General features: G+C 64.8%; 11 protein-coding genes. 6 read left to right on the top strand and 5 right to left on the bottom strand.

Annotated features, from left to right (window positions below; translation table 11 throughout):
- The first annotated feature begins 331 nt into the window (after nt 1-331).
- On the top strand, nt 332-1,381 hold the full coding sequence (locus AC07S4_RS17130) for a GGDEF domain-containing protein (protein WP_494987805.1): 1,050 nt from the start codon (nt 332-334) through the stop codon (nt 1,379-1,381).
- Here the strand turns inward: AC07S4_RS17130 and AC07S4_RS17135 are convergent.
- Nucleotides 1,378-2,628 carry an HD-GYP domain-containing protein gene (locus tag AC07S4_RS17135; protein ID WP_494987806.1) on the bottom strand — a complete coding sequence of 417 codons (1,251 nt, stop codon included), beginning with the start codon at nt 2,626-2,628 and terminating at the stop codon, nt 1,378-1,380. The two genes, AC07S4_RS17130 and AC07S4_RS17135, sit on opposite strands and share 4 nt — an antisense overlap.
- A gap of 78 nt (nt 2,629-2,706) precedes the next feature.
- Here AC07S4_RS17135 and AC07S4_RS17140 point away from each other — a divergent pair, with 78 nt between their 5' ends.
- The 5 genes from AC07S4_RS17140 to AC07S4_RS17160 all read left to right on the top strand — a co-directional run bounded on the left by AC07S4_RS17140 (nt 2,707) and on the right by AC07S4_RS17160 (nt 11,535).
- Entirely contained in the window at nt 2,707-3,636 is a 930-nt protein-coding gene (locus AC07S4_RS17140; protein WP_494987807.1) for a LysR substrate-binding domain-containing protein, read from the top strand.
- Nucleotides 3,637-3,849: 213 nt separating this feature from the next.
- A complete protein-coding gene (locus AC07S4_RS17145; RefSeq protein WP_494987808.1) occupies nt 3,850-7,401 on the top strand; it encodes an indolepyruvate ferredoxin oxidoreductase family protein in 3,552 nt (1,183 codons plus the stop codon).
- A gap of 122 nt (nt 7,402-7,523) precedes the next feature.
- The gene (icmF, locus tag AC07S4_RS17150) at nt 7,524-10,832 is read left to right on the top strand and encodes a fused isobutyryl-CoA mutase/GTPase IcmF (RefSeq protein WP_494987809.1); all 3,309 of its coding nucleotides are present in this window, start codon (nt 7,524-7,526) and stop codon (nt 10,830-10,832) included.
- A gap of 51 nt (nt 10,833-10,883) precedes the next feature.
- Nucleotides 10,884-11,249 (top strand): glyoxalase superfamily protein, encoded by a 366-nt coding sequence (locus AC07S4_RS17155; RefSeq protein ID WP_494988249.1) that lies wholly within the window; start codon nt 10,884-10,886, stop codon nt 11,247-11,249.
- 79 nt (nt 11,250-11,328) lie between these two features.
- Nucleotides 11,329-11,535 (top strand): hypothetical protein, encoded by a 207-nt coding sequence (locus AC07S4_RS17160; RefSeq protein ID WP_494987810.1) that lies wholly within the window; start codon nt 11,329-11,331, stop codon nt 11,533-11,535.
- 46 nt (nt 11,536-11,581) lie between these two features.
- On the opposite strand, the gene AC07S4_RS17165 is transcribed toward AC07S4_RS17160, so the two are convergent.
- Genes AC07S4_RS17165 through AC07S4_RS17180 form a run of 4 tightly spaced genes read right to left on the bottom strand, consistent with a single transcriptional unit; the run spans nt 11,582 to nt 16,867 of the window.
- Nucleotides 11,582-12,592 (bottom strand): substrate-binding domain-containing protein, encoded by a 1,011-nt coding sequence (locus tag AC07S4_RS17165; RefSeq protein WP_494987811.1) that lies wholly within the window; start codon nt 12,590-12,592, stop codon nt 11,582-11,584.
- A gap of 10 nt (nt 12,593-12,602) precedes the next feature.
- Complete coding sequence (locus tag AC07S4_RS17170) at nt 12,603-13,871, bottom strand: MFS transporter (RefSeq protein ID WP_494987812.1); 1,269 nt, start codon at nt 13,869-13,871, stop codon at nt 12,603-12,605.
- 30 nt (nt 13,872-13,901) lie between these two features.
- The gene (gene pgmB / locus AC07S4_RS17175) at nt 13,902-14,552 is read right to left on the bottom strand and encodes a beta-phosphoglucomutase (protein ID WP_494987813.1); all 651 of its coding nucleotides are present in this window, start codon (nt 14,550-14,552) and stop codon (nt 13,902-13,904) included.
- Nucleotides 14,549-16,867, bottom strand: coding sequence for a glycoside hydrolase family 65 protein (locus tag AC07S4_RS17180; RefSeq protein WP_494987814.1), 2,319 nt, complete (start codon nt 16,865-16,867; stop codon nt 14,549-14,551). Before AC07S4_RS17180 ends, pgmB begins: the two co-directional genes overlap by 4 nt.
- Nucleotides 16,868-16,887 lie beyond the last annotated feature (20 nt).

The following is a 16,887-nucleotide window of genomic DNA, read 5'->3' on the forward strand; positions in this document are numbered from 1 at the left end:
CTGCAGTCCGGCGGCCATTGAATACACTATATTCCTGCCAGTTTCGACGACGTTGATTGAGCGCAAGTTTTCCGCACGGAATCATTCGAAACGCGCGTCCGGACCCAGTGTGGTAAGAAGGAAACTGTTTTAAATCAAACTTTCGAGGGATGGTGGCGCTAGCACGCGCTTGTGCCCGTCATTGAAGGGTAGAATCGTGGCGTTTCAGCAGAAATATCGCACGCTGGAATTGCCTATCTTACAAAAAGCGATTATTCTGCTTAGCTGTCTTTTGGAAAGGCCTCGTGCTTGTGAGCACTGTGCGCCTTGGTGCCGTGATCAGAGAACGACGATGGATTCCCTACTGAAACACATGGTGGATATGACTGGCCACCGCGACCACACGATGCTGGACGTCTCGGTGATATCGGCCGTCCAGGAGCTGGCTGGCGCGCGCCAGACCCGCGTGCTGACGCTGACGTCGGTGCGCGGCCAGCTGTTCGTGCGGCCGCGCGCCATCATCGTGTGCGGCAGCCCGGCCCGCATGGAGGATCACGCCGATCCGTCCTGCGCCGGCGACCCCATCAGCATGTTCCCGGCGCTGGCCGCCTGCATCGCGCGCCACGAACAGTCGGCCGACCAGGTCGACGCCGACGGCAACCACACGCTGTGGCTGCCCATCTGGCTGGGCGACAAGGCCAACACCTGCCTGGAAATCATCAACCCCACGCCCTACACCAGCGAAACCATCCACGTGGTGGGCGGCATCGTCAGCGTGTACCGCAACTTCCAGAACCTGCTCGACTACAGCGAGCGCGACTCGCTGACCGGCCTGCTCAACCGCAAGACCTTCGACGACCAGCTGGCCAAGATGCTGCAGGCCAGCACCGCCGAGCAGGACGCGCTGGCGCTGCCGCCGGGCGAGCAGGAGCGGCGCCGCCACAACGACGAGGAAAGGCAGTGGCTGGCCGTGGTCGACGTGGACCACTTCAAGCACGTCAACGACAAATTCGGCCACCTGTACGGCGACGAAGTGCTGATCCTGATCGCCAACCTGCTGACCTCCTCCTTCCGCGCGCAGGACCGCGTGTTCCGTTTCGGCGGCGAGGAGTTCGTGGTGCTGCTGCGCTCGACCTCGCAGGCCAACGCGGCGCGCATCATCGACCGCTTCCGCAGCAATGTGGAAACGCACGAATTCCCGCAGGTGGGCAAGGTGACGGTCAGCATAGGCTATGTCAGCATCAGCGCCTACCAGGCGCCGGTGATCATCCTCGGCCAGGCCGACCAGGCGCTGTACTACGCCAAAAGCCATGGCCGCAACAAGGTCTGCCACTACGACGAGCTGGTCAGCGGCGGCCTGCTGCAGCTGATCGAATCGAACGACGAGGCCGAGTTCTTCTAGCCCGCCAGGGTGAGGAAACGCATCGGATCGACATTCCACTTGGCGGGCGATTCGTGGCCGACGATCTTGTCGCCGCCGCCAAAGCCCAGCCCGCGCGCCAGATCCACCGTCTCCGGCTTGATGTAGACATTCTTCTTGGCGTGGAAGAACACATTCACCTTGGGCGCCAGCAGATTGGTCTCGTGCGGCTCGATCACCACGCCCAGGCGGCCCGACTCCAGCATCACCATGGTGCCCACCGGATAAATACCCACGCAGCGCATGAACTCCTGCGCGTACTGCGGATTGAAATGGAACTTGCTCCACTCGTAGATCTTGCGCAGCGCGGCGGCCGCCGACATGCCCTTGTGGTAGCAGCGATCGGCGGTGATGGCGTCATATACGTCCACGATGGCCGCCATTTGTGCCAGTTCGCTGATGGCGTCGCCGGACAGCTTGTTCGGATAGCCGCTGCCGTCGCGCCGCTCGTGGTGGTGCAGCGTGATGTCGAGCGCGATATCGTTCACCTCCGGCGACTGGCGCAGGATGTCGTAGCCGTCCTGCGGATGCTTGCGGATAATGGCGAACTCATCGTCCGTCAGCGCGGCCGGCTTGTTCAGCACCTCGTCCGGCACCAGCGCCTTGCCGGTGTCGTGCAACAGGCCGCCCAGGCCGGCTTGGCGCGTGATGTCCGCATCCATGCCGCGCGAATTGCAGAAGGCCACCAGCAGCGCGCACACGCTCACCGAATGCAGAAAGGTGTAATCGTCCTTGTTCTTGATGCGCAACAGCCCCACCAGCGCGCCCGGATTGCGGAGGATGGATTCGGTGATGTTCTGCACCACCGGCTGCACCTGGCCGATCTCGATGGCCTTGCCCAGGCGCGCGTCGCGCATCACCGTGCGCACCAGCGTGGAAGCCTGGTGGCGGATCTGGGCCGCGCGCGACAGCTCCTCGCCCAGCGACACCCGGGTCACCACCATCGGCTTGGCGGCCAGCTCGGTGAGCTCGCGCTCGGTGGCCTGATTGGCCTCCTCCAGCGTGGGCGCGTCCTGCACGTCCAGGCCCTTGGAACTGTCGATCACCACGTCGTGGATGCCGGCTTTGAGGATTTTGCGGATTTCGTCTTCGCTGCTGATGACGAAGCGGTTGCGGATAAACGGATGGGTCATCCAATCGCAACTCAGGTCGTGAATGTACATACCCACGGTCAACTGTGAAGAATCAACTTTCTTGAGCATACGCGGGCCTGCGGGACTTGTGGACATCGGAGAGGTTAGAATCAGTATAACAAATAGTTTCTCCCCGGATTTATACTTTTGTCCTAAACATCGCAACCACGCCACATGGAATTACGCCAACTCCGCTATTTCGTCGCCATCGTCGACCACGGCTCGCTGTCGCGCGCGGCCACGGTGCTGCACGTGGCGCAGCCGGCGCTGACCCAGCAGCTGCGCCAGCTGGAGGAAGAACTGGGCGTCCAGCTGCTGCACCGCTCCGCCCAGGGCGTGCTCAGCACGGACGCCGGCAAGGTTTTTTATGAGCACGCGCAAGCCATCCTCAAACAGGTGGCGGACGCCAAATCGGCCGTCACCCAGTCGGCCGAGCGGCCCAGCGGCAGCGTCACCCTGGGCCTGCCGCACAGCATTTCCGGCGCGCTGGCGCTGCCGCTGCTGTCGGCCGCGCGCGCGCAGTTCCCCGAAATTACGCTGCAATTGACGGAAGAACTGACCGGCAACCTGGCCGAGCAGCTCAAATCCGGGCGCGTCAACCTGGCGGTGCTGTTCGACGACGGCCAGCTCTCACCCTTCGTCTGCACCCCGCTGGTGGAAGAAGAGCTGCGCTTCATCTGCCGCGCCGGCTCGCCCTGGGCCGAAGGCCGCGCCAGCGTGACGCTGGAACAAGCGCTGGCGGCCCAGCTGATACTGCCCGGTCCGCAGCACGGCGTGCGGCCGCGGATCGAAAGCGTGGCCCGCAGCGCCGGCTTGACCACTGCCAACGTCATCGAAATCAACTCCATCGCCATACTAAAATCCGCCATCCTCGCCGACATGGGCGCCACCATCCTGCCGGTGGCGCCGGTGCTGGCGGAAATCGAGCGCGGCGCCATGGTCGCGCTGCCGATAGAAAACCCCTCCATCTCGCGCACGGTGGTGCTGTGCGGCTCCAAAAACATCCCCCTCACCAACGCCGGCGCCGCCGTCAGCCGCCTCGCCTGCCAGGTGGCAGCCGACCTCTGCCACAGCCACTACTGGCTCGGCGCCCGCTTGCTCTAAACCCTGGCCCCTTTTTGCTGACCTTTTTTTGCTGGGCTATCATTTTTTCTTATACCTCCATTGGCATTCCGTATTTCCGTATACGTCAACTAGGCCCTACACTGAAATATTGGTAATGCCGCCCACCGGCGGCGTTACGGCTGGACCCGCTTGCGCTTACCCGGCGCGGCAACGGAACGGCAAACCACCCGAACACCATTTGGAGACATCACCATGGCCGAAAATACGGCACTCGCGTCCTCGCGCCTCAGCACCGTCACGCTCGACGACAAATACACAGCCACCTCCGGCAGCATCTTCCTCTCCGGCATCCAGGCCCTGGTGCGCCTGCCCATGGTGCAGCAGATCCGCGACGCCGCCGCCGGCCTGGACACCGCCGGCTTCATCTCCGGCTACCGCGGCTCGCCGCTGGGCGGCCTGGACGAGACGCTGTGGAAGGCCCAGCCGCACCTGCAGGCGCACAAGGTGCAGTTCGTGCCCGGCGTAAACGAGGACCTGGCCGCCACCGCCGTATGGGGCTCGCAGCAGGTGGACCTGATCGGCGAGGCCAAGTACGACGGCGTGTTTGCCATGTGGTACGGCAAAGGCCCCGGCGTGGACCGCTGCGGCGATGTCTTCAAACATATGAACCATGCCGGCACCGCCAAGCACGGCGGCGTGCTGCTGGTGGCCGGCGACGACCACGGCGCCTATTCGTCCACCCTGCCGCACCAGTCCGACCATATCTTCTCGGCCTGCATGATCCCCGTGCTCTATCCCTGCAACGTGCAGGAATACCTGGACCTGGGCGTGCACGGCTGGGCCATGTCGCGCTTCTCCGGCTGCGCGGTGGCCTTCAAGGCGCTGGCCGACACCGTCGAGTCCTCGGCGTCGGTCGATGCCGACCCGTTCCGCGTGGAAGTGAAGCTGCCCAAGGAATTCGTCATGCCGGAAGGCGGCCTGAACGCCCGCCTGTCGTCCATCCCGCTGGGCCAGCAGGCGCGCAACCAGGAAGCGCTGATGCAGGACTACAAGATCTACGCCGCCCTGGCTTATGCCCGTGAAAACAAGCTGAACCACACCACCATCGACTCCAAGGACGCCAAGCTGGGCATCATCGCCTCCGGCAAGTCCTACCTGGACGTGCTGGAAGCGCTGGAGGAGCTGGGCATCGACGAAGCGATGGCCGCCACCGTCGGCCTGCGCTTGTTCAAAGTGGCCATGCCGTGGCCGCTGGAGCCGGACAGCGTGCGCGAATTCGCGCAGGGCCTGGACGAGATCCTGGTGGTGGAAGAGAAGCGCCAATTCGTCGAATACCAGCTCAAGGAACAGCTCTACAACTGGCGCGACGACGTGCGTCCGCGCGTGATCGGCAAGTTCGACGACAAGGGCGAATGGGTGGCCCCGCGCGGCGAATGGCTGCTGCCGCCCAAGGCCGACTTCTCGGTCTCGCAAGTGGCGCGCGTGATCGCCTCGCGCGTCAAGCAGTACATCTCCGACACCAATATCCAGGACCAGATCAAGGCCCGCCTGACCTTCCTGGACGCCAAGGACGCCGTGCTGAAGAAAGCCATCAGCACCCCGTTCCGCCCGGCCTTCTACTGCTCCGGCTGCCCGCACAACACCTCTACCAAGGTCCCGGACGGCAGCTTCGCGCTGGCCGGCATCGGCTGCCACGTGATGGCCACGTCGATCTACCCCGAGTACAACAAGCTGACCACCCATATGGGCGGCGAAGGCGCGCCGTGGATAGGCCAGGCCGCGTTCTCGAAAGTGCCGCACGTGTTCCAGAACCTGGGCGACGGCACCTATTTCCACTCCGGCTACCTGGCCATCCGCGCCGCCGTGGCGGCCAAGGTCAACATCACCTACAAGATCCTGTACAACGACGCCGTCGCCATGACCGGCGGCCAGCCGGTGGACGGCACCGTGTCCGTGCCGATGATTGCGCAGCAGATGGCCGCAGAGGGTATCAAACGGATTGCGCTGGTGACCGAAGACCTGAGCCGCTACACCGACCGCTCCGCCCTGCCGTCCATCGTGTCCCTGCACGACCGCAAGGAGATCGACGCGGTGCAGCGCGAGCTGCGCGAGATCGAAGGCGCCACGGTGCTGATCTACGACCAGACCTGCGCGGCCGAGAAGCGCCGCCGCCGCAAGAAAAACGAGTTCCCGGACCCGGCCAAGCGCATGGTCATCAACGAGGCCGTGTGCGAAGGCTGCGGCGATTGCGGCATCCAGTCCAACTGCGTGTCCATCCTGCCGAAGGAGACCGATTTCGGCCGCAAGCGCACCATCGACCAGTCGTCCTGCAACAAGGACTACTCGTGCGTAAAAGGCTTCTGCCCGTCCTTCGTGACAGTGGAAGGCGGTGCGCTGAAGAAATCGAAAACCGGCGTGAGCAAGGATAAATCGGCCGACGGCTGGGACGCGCTGCCGCAGCCTGTGCTGCCGGCCTGCGAGCAGCCGTACAACATCCTGATCAACGGCATCGGCGGCACCGGCGTCATCACCGTCGGCGCGCTGATGGGCATGGCGGCGCACCTGGAAGGCAAAGGCGCGTCGGTGCTGGACATGACGGGCATGTCGCAGAAGAACGGTTCCGTCACCTCGCACGTGAAGGTGGCCAGCTCGCCGGCCCACCTGCGCGCGCAGCGCATCGCCACCGGCGAGGCCGACCTGGTGCTGGGCTGCGACATGCTGACCGCCGGCGCCGCCGACGCGGTCTCGAAGATGCGTCCGGGCCGCACCCTGGCCGTGGTCAACCTGCACGAGCAGCCGCCCGGGACCTTCGCGCAGCAGGCCGACTGGCAGTACCCGGCCGCCGAAGTGCGCGCGCTGATCGAGGAATCGGTGGGCGCGGCCCAGCACCACAGCGCCGACTTCATCGACGCCACCAAGCTGGCCACCGCGCTGATGGGCGACTCCATCGCCGCCAATCTGTTCATGCTGGGCTACGCGTGGCAAAAGGGCCGCATCCCGCTGACCGAAGCGTCGCTGCTGCGCGCCATTGAGCTGAACGGCGTGGGCGTGGAAGCGAACAAGAAGAGCTTCCTGTGGGGCCGCCGCGCCGCCGTCGACCTGAAGCGCGTGGAGAAGACCGCCATCCCCGGCCAGGCCATCGTGGTGCAGATGCCGCAAAGCCTGGAATCGGTGATCAAGAAGCGCGTCGAGTTCCTGACCGGCTACCAGGACGCCGCTTACGCCGCATCCTACGAGGAGCTGGTGCAGCAGGTGCGCGCCAAGGATGCGAACCTCAACCTGGGCAACAAGCTGTCGATGGCGGTCGCCAAGTCGCTGTCCAAGCTGATGGCCTACAAGGACGAATACGAAGTGGCGCGCCTGTACACCGACGGCCGCTTCGTCGAACAGCTGCAGTCCCAGTTCGAGGGCAACTTCTCGCTCAAGTTCAACCTGGCGCCGCCGCTGCTGGCCAAGAAGGATGCCAAGGGCCATCTGGTGAAAGCCGAATTCGGCTCGTGGATGTGGAGCGCGTTCAAGATGCTGGCCAAGCTGAAAGGCCTGCGTGGCGGTGCATTCGACATCTTCGGCTACACGGATGAGCGTAAGATGGAACGCGCGCTGATAGGCGAATACCGCGAACTGGTCGGCGCCGTGCTGGCGCAGTTGAATGCAGGCAACTATGAGACGGCAGTGGCGCTGGCGCAACTGCCGGAGAAGATCCGCGGCTTTGGGCATGTGAAGGAAAAAGCGGTGGCCGAGTTCCGCGCCGAGAAGGCGCGCCTGATGGCCGCGTTCGGCGGTGGCCACCAGCACGCCGCGTGACGGCCTGGCGGGTTACGCGGCTGCGCCGCTAACCCGCCACGCGCCACAAAATCGCTTGACTTGACGTTAACGTAAACGTCATATAATCAAATTTCTCGCGTTCCAGAACGACAAGGACACCCATGAACGACCTCTCCGCTCCGAAACTCGCCGCCGTGCCCGAGCAGGCCAAGCTGGCCAACAAGGTACGCTTCGTCACCGCCGCCTCCCTGTTCGACGGCCATGACGCCTCGATCAACATCATGCGCCGCATCCTGCAATCGAACGGCGTGGAAGTGGTCCACCTGGGCCACAACCGCTCGGTGGACGAAGTGGTCACCGCCGCGCTGGCCGAGGACGTGCAAGGCATCGCCATCTCCAGCTACCAGGGCGGCCACGTTGAATACTTCAAATACATGCTGGACCTGCTGCGCCAGCGCGGCGGCGCGCACATCAAGGTGTTCGGCGGCGGCGGCGGCGTGATCGTGCCGGAAGAAATCGCGGACCTGCATGCCTACGGCGTGACCCGCATCTTCAGCCCGGAAGACGGCCAGCGCATGGGCCTGGCCGGCATGATCCAGTGGATGGTGCAGCAGTGCGACATCGACCTGTCGCAGTACTCCCCGACGGCCCTGGCGCCGCTGCGCGAAGGCGACACAGGTTTGGACATTTCTGGCCGCCACCGCCCGCTGGCCCAGCTGATCACCGCGCTGGAGAACGAGAAAGCCTCCCCCGAGCTGCGCGCCGAACTGCGCGCCGCCGCCGAAGACCTGCCGGTGCCCACGCTGGGCATCACCGGCACCGGCGGCGCGGGCAAATCCTCGCTCACCGATGAACTGATACGCCGCATCCGCCTGGACCAGGGCGACGCGCTGAACATCGCCGTCATCTCCATCGACCCGTCGCGCCGCAAATCGGGCGGCGCGCTGCTGGGCGACCGCATCCGCATGAACGCCATCGCTCCATGGGCCGGCCAAAGCCGCGTCTTCATGCGCTCGCTGGCCACGCGCGAAGCGGGTTCCGAAATCTCGCAGGCGCTGCCGGACGTGATCGCCGCCTGCAAGGTAGCGGGCTTCGACCTGGTGATCGTCGAGACCTCCGGCATCGGCCAGGGCGACGCCGCCATCGTGCCGCACGTCGACGTGTCCATGTATGTGATGACGCCGGAATTCGGCGCCGCCTCGCAGCTGGAGAAAATCGACATGCTCGATTTCGCCGACTTCATCGCCATCAACAAATTCGACCGCAAGGGCGCGCTGGACGCGCTGCGCGACGTGGCCAAGCAATACCAGCGCAACCGCGAACTGTGGAGCCAGCGTCCGGAAGAAATGCCGGTCTACGGTACCCAGGCGTCGCGCTTCAACGACGACGGCGTGACCTCGCTGTACCAGGGCCTGGTGGTCAAGCTGGCCGAATTCGGCATGAAGACCGTGGCGGGCAAGCTGCCGGCGGTGGACGTGCGTTTCAGCAGCGGCAAGAACGTGATCGTGCCGCCGGCGCGCGCGCGCTACCTGGCCGAGATTTCGGACACCGTGCGCGGCTACCACAAGAACACCGCCAAGCAGGTCAAGCTGGCGCGCGAGCGCCAGCAACTGCGCGAATCGAAGCGCATGCTGGAAGAAGCCAAGGGCATGGATCTGGGCGCCGACTTCGACACCCTGATTTCGGACCGCGACAGCGCCATGGAAGCGGGCGCCAAGAAGCTGCTGGCGCAATGGCCGGACATGCAGGCCGCCTACGCGGGCGACGACTACGTGGTGAAGATACGCGACAAGGAAATCCGCACCCGTCTGATCTCGCACACGCTGTCCGGCACCAAGGTGCGCAAGGTGGCGCTGCCGCGCTATGAGGACGACGGCGAAGTGCTGCGCTTCCTGATGTCCGAGAACGTGCCGGGCTCCTTCCCCTTCACCGCCGGCGTGTTCGCCTTCAAGCGCGAGGGTGAAGATCCAACCCGCATGTTCGCCGGCGAAGGCGACGCCTTCCGCACCAACCGCCGCTTCAAGCTGGTCTCCACCGGCATGGACGCCAAGCGTTTGTCGACCGCGTTCGACTCGGTCACGCTGTACGGCGCCGACCCTGCGATCCGTCCAGACATCTACGGCAAGGTGGGCAACTCCGGCGTGTCCATCGCCACGCTGGACGACATGAAAGTGCTGTACGACGGCTTCAACCTGTGCAGCCCGAGCACCTCGGTGTCGATGACCATCAACGGCCCGGCGCCGACCATCCTGGCCATGTTCATGAACACCGCCATCGACCAGCAGGTGGACAAGTTCGTCGCCGAGAACCACCGCCAGCCTAGCGCCGACGAAGCGGCCAAGATCAAGGACTGGGTGCTGCAGAACGTGCGCGGCACGGTGCAGGCCGACATCCTGAAGGAAGACCAGGGCCAGAACACCTGCATCTTCTCGACCGAGTTCTCGCTCAAGGTGATGGGCGACATCCAGGAGTACTTCGTGCACCACCAGGTGCGCAACTTCTACTCCGTGTCCATCTCCGGCTACCACATCGCCGAGGCGGGCGCGAACCCGATCTCGCAGCTGGCGTTCACGCTGTCGAACGGCTTCACCTTCGTCGAAGCCTACCTGGCGCGCGGCATGCACATCGACGATTTCGCGCCCAACCTGTCGTTCTTCTTCTCGAACGGCATGGACCCGGAATACACGGTGCTGGGCCGTGTCGCCCGCCGCATCTGGGCCGTGGCGATGCGCGACAAGTACGGCGCCAACGACCGCTCGCAGAAGCTGAAGTACCACGTGCAGACCTCGGGCCGCTCGCTGCACGCGCAGGAGATCGACTTCAACGACATCCGCACCACCTTGCAGGCGCTGATCGCGATCTACGACAACTGCAACTCGCTGCACACCAACGCCTACGACGAAGCCATCACCACGCCGACCGACGAATCCGTGCGCCGCGCACTGGCGATCCAGCTAATCATCAACCGCGAATGGGGCCTGGCCAAGAACGAGAACCCGAACCAGGGTTCCTTCATCATGGACGAGCTGACCGACATGGTGGAAGAAGCGGTGCTGCAGGAATTCGAGCGCATCGCCGAGCGCGGCGGCGTGCTGGGCGCGATGGAAACCGGCTACCAGCGCGGCAAGATCCAGGAAGAGTCCATGCTGTACGAGCACCAGAAGCACGACGGCACGCTGCCCATCATCGGCGTGAACACCTTCCGCAATCCGAAGGCCACCGACGTGCCGGCGCCGATCGAACTGGCGCGTTCCACCGACGACGAAAAGCAGTCGCAGCTCAAGCGCCTGGAAGACTTCCACACGCGCCACGCAGCCGCAGCACCGGCCGCGCTGGCCGCGCTGCAGAAAGCCGCCATCGACAACGAGAACGTGTTCGGCAAGCTGATGGACGCCGTGCGCGTCTGCTCACTCGGCCAGATCACGGCCGCGCTGTTCGAAGTCGGCGGCCAGTACCGCCGCAATATGTAATACTCCCCCGGCGCCGCAGCAGCCCGCTGCGGCGCCGTCCAGTCAGGGGGCATCATGCAACTCTCTCCAGCCATTCCCATCCTGCGCAGCTTTTCCGAGGCCAAGGCCAAGGAGTTCTATGTCGATTTTCTCGGCTTTGACATCGCATGGGAGCACCGCTTCGAGCCGGACACGCCGCTCTACATGGAGCTCCGGCGCGGGGCGCTGACGCTGCACTTGAGCGAGCATCACGGCGACGGATCGCCGGGCATGGCGCTGATGGTGCACGTGGACGACCTGGATGCGCTGCACGCGGAGCTGAACGCCAAGCAGTACCGGCACATGCGGCCCGGCATCGAGGAGCGCGACTGGGGGCGCGAGATGACGGTGTGGGATCCCTTCGGCAACCGCATCCGCTTTACGGCGCTGTCGACCTGAAAGGCTAAGTGAGCTCAGCAGGAGAAAAATCAATATCCCCGCCATGCCTTCCCCTATGCTGGGTCAAACCGGAGGGACCATGACGACCATACACATCTCCTTACCCGACCAGCTGGTGCACGACGCCGGCGAACTCGGCCTGCTCGATCCTGTCACGCTGGCCGAGCTGCTGCAAAACGAAATCCGCCGCCGCACCTTCACCGACATCTTCGCCGTCTCGCACCGCCTGGCGACCGAGTCCGAACCCGAACAAGACCCCGAGCCGCCCCCGCGCCACCGCAAATAGCGGTATGGCCGATTGTCTTTCGGATGAGCGCTGGAAGACAAGCGCCTCAGGCGGGGCAGCGGCCCACGGTGGCGCCGGGGAGGAGGACGGGCTGCCATAGCACTTGCAGCTCGCCGGCCGGGGTGCCGGTGGACAGGGCCAGCAGCATTTCTATCATCTTCTTGCCGGCGCCCGCCGGGTCGGGCTGGTCTATCGTGGTGACGTTGGCGCCGGCCAGCGTGTCGGCCAGGCTGCCCCAGACGATAATCGACATCTCCTTGCCGATCTCCACGCCCGCGTCGAGCAGCGCGCGCACCGCGCCCACGCCGGACAAATGGTTGTCCACGATGACGGCGGTGGGACGCGGCGTGCAGGCCAGCAGCTGCTGCATGGCCTGGTAGCCGCTGCGGCGGTCTATGGTGTCCGAAATCAGATAGCGCGGGTCGGCGCTCAAACCAGCGCCGGACAGCGCGGCCAGGAAGGCCTGCTTGCGCTGGCAGGCGAAGTTCATTTCCAGCGGAGCGCTCAGCAGCGCAATGCGCTGGTGGCCCTGCTCCAGCAGGCAGGCCGCCGCCATGCGGATGCCCGCCTCGTTGTCATAGTCGAACCAGGCATAGGGCGTGTCCAGCGCCGTGCGGCCGTGCGCCACGAAAGGAAAGCCCGCCTTGCTCAGAAAGGCGATGCGCTCGTCGCGCACCAGCGTGCGGCTGACCACCAGGCCGTCCACGCGCCGCCCGCGCACGATCTGCTCATAGGAGGCCAGCTCGTTGCCGGCCGATACGGGGCCGATGATGAAGTTCATCTTGCGCGCTTCCAGCGCCTCCGTCATGCCGCCCACCGTGTGCAGGAACATGGCGTCGCCCAAATCCGCCGGCAGCAGCGGGTAGATGATGCCGAACACATTGGTGCGCCCCACCGCCAGCCCGCGCGCCATGGGATTGGCTTCGTAGCCCGCCTCGCGCGCAGCGGCCAGCACGCGCTCGCGCGTGCGCACGTTCACTTCCGGATACCCGTTCAGTGCCCGGCTCACGGTGGTTTTGGACATGCCGAGCAAGTCGGCAAGACTCTTGAGGTTCATGGCGGAAGCTTCAATGCTGACCGCTGATTATAGCCGAGCCGTCATAGCCGTCCGCTCCGGCATCCACCGATTTTTTGAAAAAATACAACATAATCAAGATGATAGAGATGGGCGCCAGCGTCAGGTAGAAGGCAAAGTGGCCGCTGAAATTGCCGAACACATAACCGGTGATCAGCGAGCCGGTGGTGCCGCCCAGCGCGGAAAAGATCACCAGCAAGCCGGTCATGGCGGAGTGCTGGTTCTTGGGCAGGGAGCTGAGCATGACGGAATTGATGCCGGGGTAGATGGGCGCCATGAACAGGCCGATCAGCGGGAACAAGAAGGCCGCCACCGGCGCGGTGGACCAGCTGACATTGGGGTTGTGCGCAATGTCGTGCGTGAGCGGCAGGGCCAGCAGCACCATGGCGCCCATGCCCAGCACGCAGGCGTTCATCACCGGATACCAGTTCAGGCGCCGCATCAGCACGCCCGCCGACAAGCGTCCCACCGCCAGGCAGGCCGCGTAGATGCTGGTCACCTGCACGCTCATGGCCGCCGGCAGCTTGAGGATTTCGTTATTGAAGGTGGGCAGCCAGGTACCCACGCTCTGCTCGATCAGCACGTACAGGAAGGCGGTGATGACGAACACGCACACCAGCGGCTTGAAGAACAGCCTGAGCATGGCGGCGAAGTCCTGCGCCAGGCTGCGCTCGGCAGGCAGCGCGGCGGTGCTTTCGTCGAACCCGGTGGTGAGCACCAGCGCGAAGGTCATGGCGCACAAGGCCGCCAGCACCCAGTAGACCTGCAGCCAGCTTTGCGACTGCGGGTTGTCCGAGTCGATGAAGTAGCCGAACACCCAGTAGGCGCTGAGCACGCCCACCATGAAGAAGCCCTCCAGCGTGTTCATGATGCTGGCGTGCTGCTTGCGGTCCGCCGCGATCAGGCCCAGCGTGGAATACACTGACACCTTCACCAGCGCAAAGGCCACGCCCACGCACAGGAACAGCAGCTTGGTGGTGAGGAAGGCGGGCGCCAGCGGCATGGCCACGCAGGCCAGCGTCACCAGCGCCAGCCCGGCCAGCATGGCTTTCTTGTAGCCGATGCGCGGCAGGAAGGACGCCACCAGGAAGGACACGATGGCGATCGGCAGGTCCTTGAAACCTTCCAGCACGCTGGCGCCGGACTTGCTCACGCCGTAGTTGGCAATGACCTGCAGGATCACCGTGCCCACGCTGTTGAGCAGGATGGCGAAAACGAAGTAAATCAAAAACAGGGCGAACAGGATGCGCTGCTTGTTCATGGTGTCTCCGGTATTTTTATGATTGTAGTTTTAGTTGGCCAAGCTGAGGTCGAGGCTGAAGCGGCCCAGGCCCGGTATCACGCGGTCGGCCTGGGTGAGCACCGCCGGATCGCCCACGCCCAGCGCCGTCATGCCGGCCGCCTTGATGGAGGCCACGCCGGCCACCGCGTCCTCCACGCCCAGGCAGCGCTCCGGCGCCACGCCCAGTTCCGACGCGGCCTTCAGGAATATCTCCGGGTCCGGCTTGCCTTTCGCGATCTTCGCCGCGTCCACCACGTAGTCGAACTTGCCGGTGATGCCCAGCATCTCCAGCACGGCAAAGGCATTCTTGCTGACCGAGGCCAGGCCTATCTTCAGGCCGGCGGCGCGGCAGGCGTCCAGCGCGGGCACGGCGCCGGGCAGCAGGTCGGCCGGGGACATGGTGGAAATCAGCTGCACGTAGTGGCGGTTCTTCTCGTCGGCCAGCGCCAGCTTTTCCTCCTGCGTGTAGCTGCGCGCGGCGGACGCCAGTATCAGGTCCAGCGATCCCATGCGGTCTATGCCTTTCAGGTGCTCGTTGAAGGCCTCGTCGAAGGGCACGCCCTGCGTTTCGGCCAGGCGCTTCCAGGCCAGGTAGTGGTAGCGCGCGGTGTCGGTAATGACGCCGTCCAGGTCGAAGATCACTGCGTCGAAGGTGTTCATGCGAGTTCCTTTACGTTGGCGGCGGCGCTGAGCGCCACCGGCTGGCCGCGGTGGCTGAAGGCCAGCGCGTCCCCTTGCAGCAGGGTGTAGACGGTGCGGCCGGCTTCCACGCGCACCTGCAGCAAACAGCCTTGCAGGTGCAGCTTGAACTGGTAGTGCCGCCACTGCTTGGGCAGCGCCGGCGCGAAGCGCACCGCGCCGTCCACCACGCGCATGCCGGCAAAGCCGTAGGCCACGCCCATCCAGGTGCCCGCCATGGCGGCGGTGTGCACGCCGTAGTGCGTGTTGCCGTGCGTGTTGTCCAGGTCCAGGCGCGCGGTCTCCATGAAGTAGTCGTAAGCCTTGTCCTGGTAGCCCACTTCCGCCGCGATGATGCTGAAGATGCAGGACGACAGCGAGGAATCGTGCGTGGTCACCCGCTCGTAGTAGTCGAAGTCGCGCCGCTTGTCCTCGGGCTTGAACTCGTCGCTCAGCAGCAGCAGGGCCAGCACCACGTCGGCCTGCTTGCATACCTGGTGGCGGTAGATCACCAGCGGGTGGTAGTTCAGCAGCAGCGGATAGTTTTCCTTCGGCGTGTTGGCGAAGTCCCACACCTTCTTGTCGAGGAAGCTGTCGTCCTGCGCGTGGATCTGCAGCGCTTCGTCATACGGCAGCAGCATCCGCGCGGCGGCGCGGCGCCATTGCGGCGCCTCGTCCGCGTCCAGCTGCACCAGCGCGGCGATGCGCGCGTAGGCCTCCGGCTGCTCCTGCGCCAGGCGCTCGGCGATGGAGGCGGCGAAGTCCAGATGCATGCGCGCCATGGCGTTGGTGTAGTAGTTGTTGTTGACCAGCGCCGTGTATTCGTCCGGCCCCGTCACTTCGTTGATGCAGTAGCGGCCGGCGCGGTCGTAGGCGCCTATGCCCATCCAGATGCGCGCCGTCTCCAGCACGATCTCGGCGCCGTATTGCAGCAGGTAGTCCTCGTCCCGCGTCGCTTCCATGTACAGCTTGATGGAGTAGGCGATGTCGGCGTTGATGTGATATTGCGCCGTGCCTGCCGGGTAGTAGGCCGAGCATTCCACGCCCGCGATGGTGCGCCACGGGTACAGCGCGCCTTTGGCGTGCGACATCTGGCGCGCCCGCTCGCGCGCCAGCGGCAGGCCGGCGTAGCGGTACTCCAGCAGCTTCTTGGCGATCTCCGGCTTGGAGTACAGGAAGAAGGGGAAGATGTAGATTTCCGTGTCCCAGAAATAGTGGCCCTCGTAGCCTTCGCCGGTCACGCCCTTGGCGGAGATATTGGTCTTGCCGTCGCGGCCGGCCGATTGCAGCAGGTGGAACTGGTTGAAGCGCATGCCTTGCTGCAGCGCGTCGTCGCCGCTGATTTCCACGTCGGCGTGCTGCCAGAAGTCGGCCAGGTAGTGCTCCTGCTCCTGCGCCAGCGCGCGGAAGCCTTTGGCGGCAGCGGCGGCCAGCGTGGCTTTGGCGCGCGGCAGCAGTTCGGCCTCGGGATAGTCGCGCGAGCTGTGGTAGCTGCCGTATTTGCTCAGGCGGATGGCTTCGCCCTGCATGGCGGCCACGGTGTAGACCTGCTCCAGGCGCTGCTCCTGGCGGCGCTGCGCCAGTTCGAACACGCCGCGCATCTCGCTCTGCACCGCGCTCACCAGCCGGAAGCCGCTGTTGACGGTGCGCTGCGTGAGCGCGGAGAAGTGCGGCGCCTGTTCGGCGTCCACCAGCGCCAGCGACTGGCCGCTGACGGCCGAGCCCACGCGCGGGTCGTCGCCCGCCTCCAGGTTCTTCACCGCGCCGTCCACGCTGGACACCAGCACCACCTTGCCGGAGAAGTTCAGCGGCGTCACTTCGTATTCAATCGCGAACAGATGCTTGTCCGTCATGCTGACCAGGCGGCGGCTGGCGATGGCCACGCGGCGGCCCTGCGGCGAGGTCCATTCCAGCACGCGGCGCAGCACGCCGGTGCGGAAATCCAGCATGCGTTCGTAACTGTTGAGGGTGCCTTGCAGCGGATCGAAGCGCTCGTCCTCCAGCCACAGCGCAATGCCCTTGGCGTTGGGCACGTTCAGCATGAACTGGTTGGTCTTGGCCAGGCCGTAGGCCGCTTCCGGATAGTGGATGGCTTCCGATTCGTAGAAGCCGTTCAGGTAGGTGCCGTCCAGCGAGGTGCCGGCCGGACCGGTGTAGCCCTCCTCGTGCGTGCCGCGCAGGCCGATATAGCCGTTGCCCAGCGCGAACAGGGTCTCGTCCAGGAAGTGGGAGCCGGTGTCGAAGGCGGTCTCGCGGATGCACCACGGTTCCAGCGGGTAAGTGTGTTCAGGGGGCACGATACTCGTCCTTTTCGATA

This window comes from Pseudoduganella sp. GW821-FHT05F09 (assembly GCF_059419605.1).

Excerpts from the sequence above, each read along its gene's own strand:
- AC07S4_RS17130 (WP_494987805.1), top strand. The coding sequence starts at position 332 with ATGGATTCCCTACTGAAACACATGGTGGATATGACTGGCCACCGCGAC.
- AC07S4_RS17145 (WP_494987808.1), top strand. The coding sequence starts at position 3,850 with ATGGCCGAAAATACGGCACTCGCGTCCTCGCGCCTCAGCACCGTCACG.
- AC07S4_RS17170 (WP_494987812.1), bottom strand. The coding sequence starts at position 13,871 with ATGAACAAGCAGCGCATCCTGTTCGCCCTGTTTTTGATTTACTTCGTT.
- AC07S4_RS17140 (WP_494987807.1), top strand. The coding sequence starts at position 2,707 with ATGGAATTACGCCAACTCCGCTATTTCGTCGCCATCGTCGACCACGGC.
- pgmB (WP_494987813.1), bottom strand. The coding sequence starts at position 14,552 with ATGAACACCTTCGACGCAGTGATCTTCGACCTGGACGGCGTCATTACC.
- AC07S4_RS17160 (WP_494987810.1), top strand. The coding sequence starts at position 11,329 with ATGACGACCATACACATCTCCTTACCCGACCAGCTGGTGCACGACGCC.
- AC07S4_RS17165 (WP_494987811.1), bottom strand. The coding sequence starts at position 12,592 with ATGAACCTCAAGAGTCTTGCCGACTTGCTCGGCATGTCCAAAACCACC.
- icmF (WP_494987809.1), top strand. The coding sequence starts at position 7,524 with ATGAACGACCTCTCCGCTCCGAAACTCGCCGCCGTGCCCGAGCAGGCC.
- AC07S4_RS17135 (WP_494987806.1), bottom strand. The coding sequence starts at position 2,628 with ATGTCCACAAGTCCCGCAGGCCCGCGTATGCTCAAGAAAGTTGATTCT.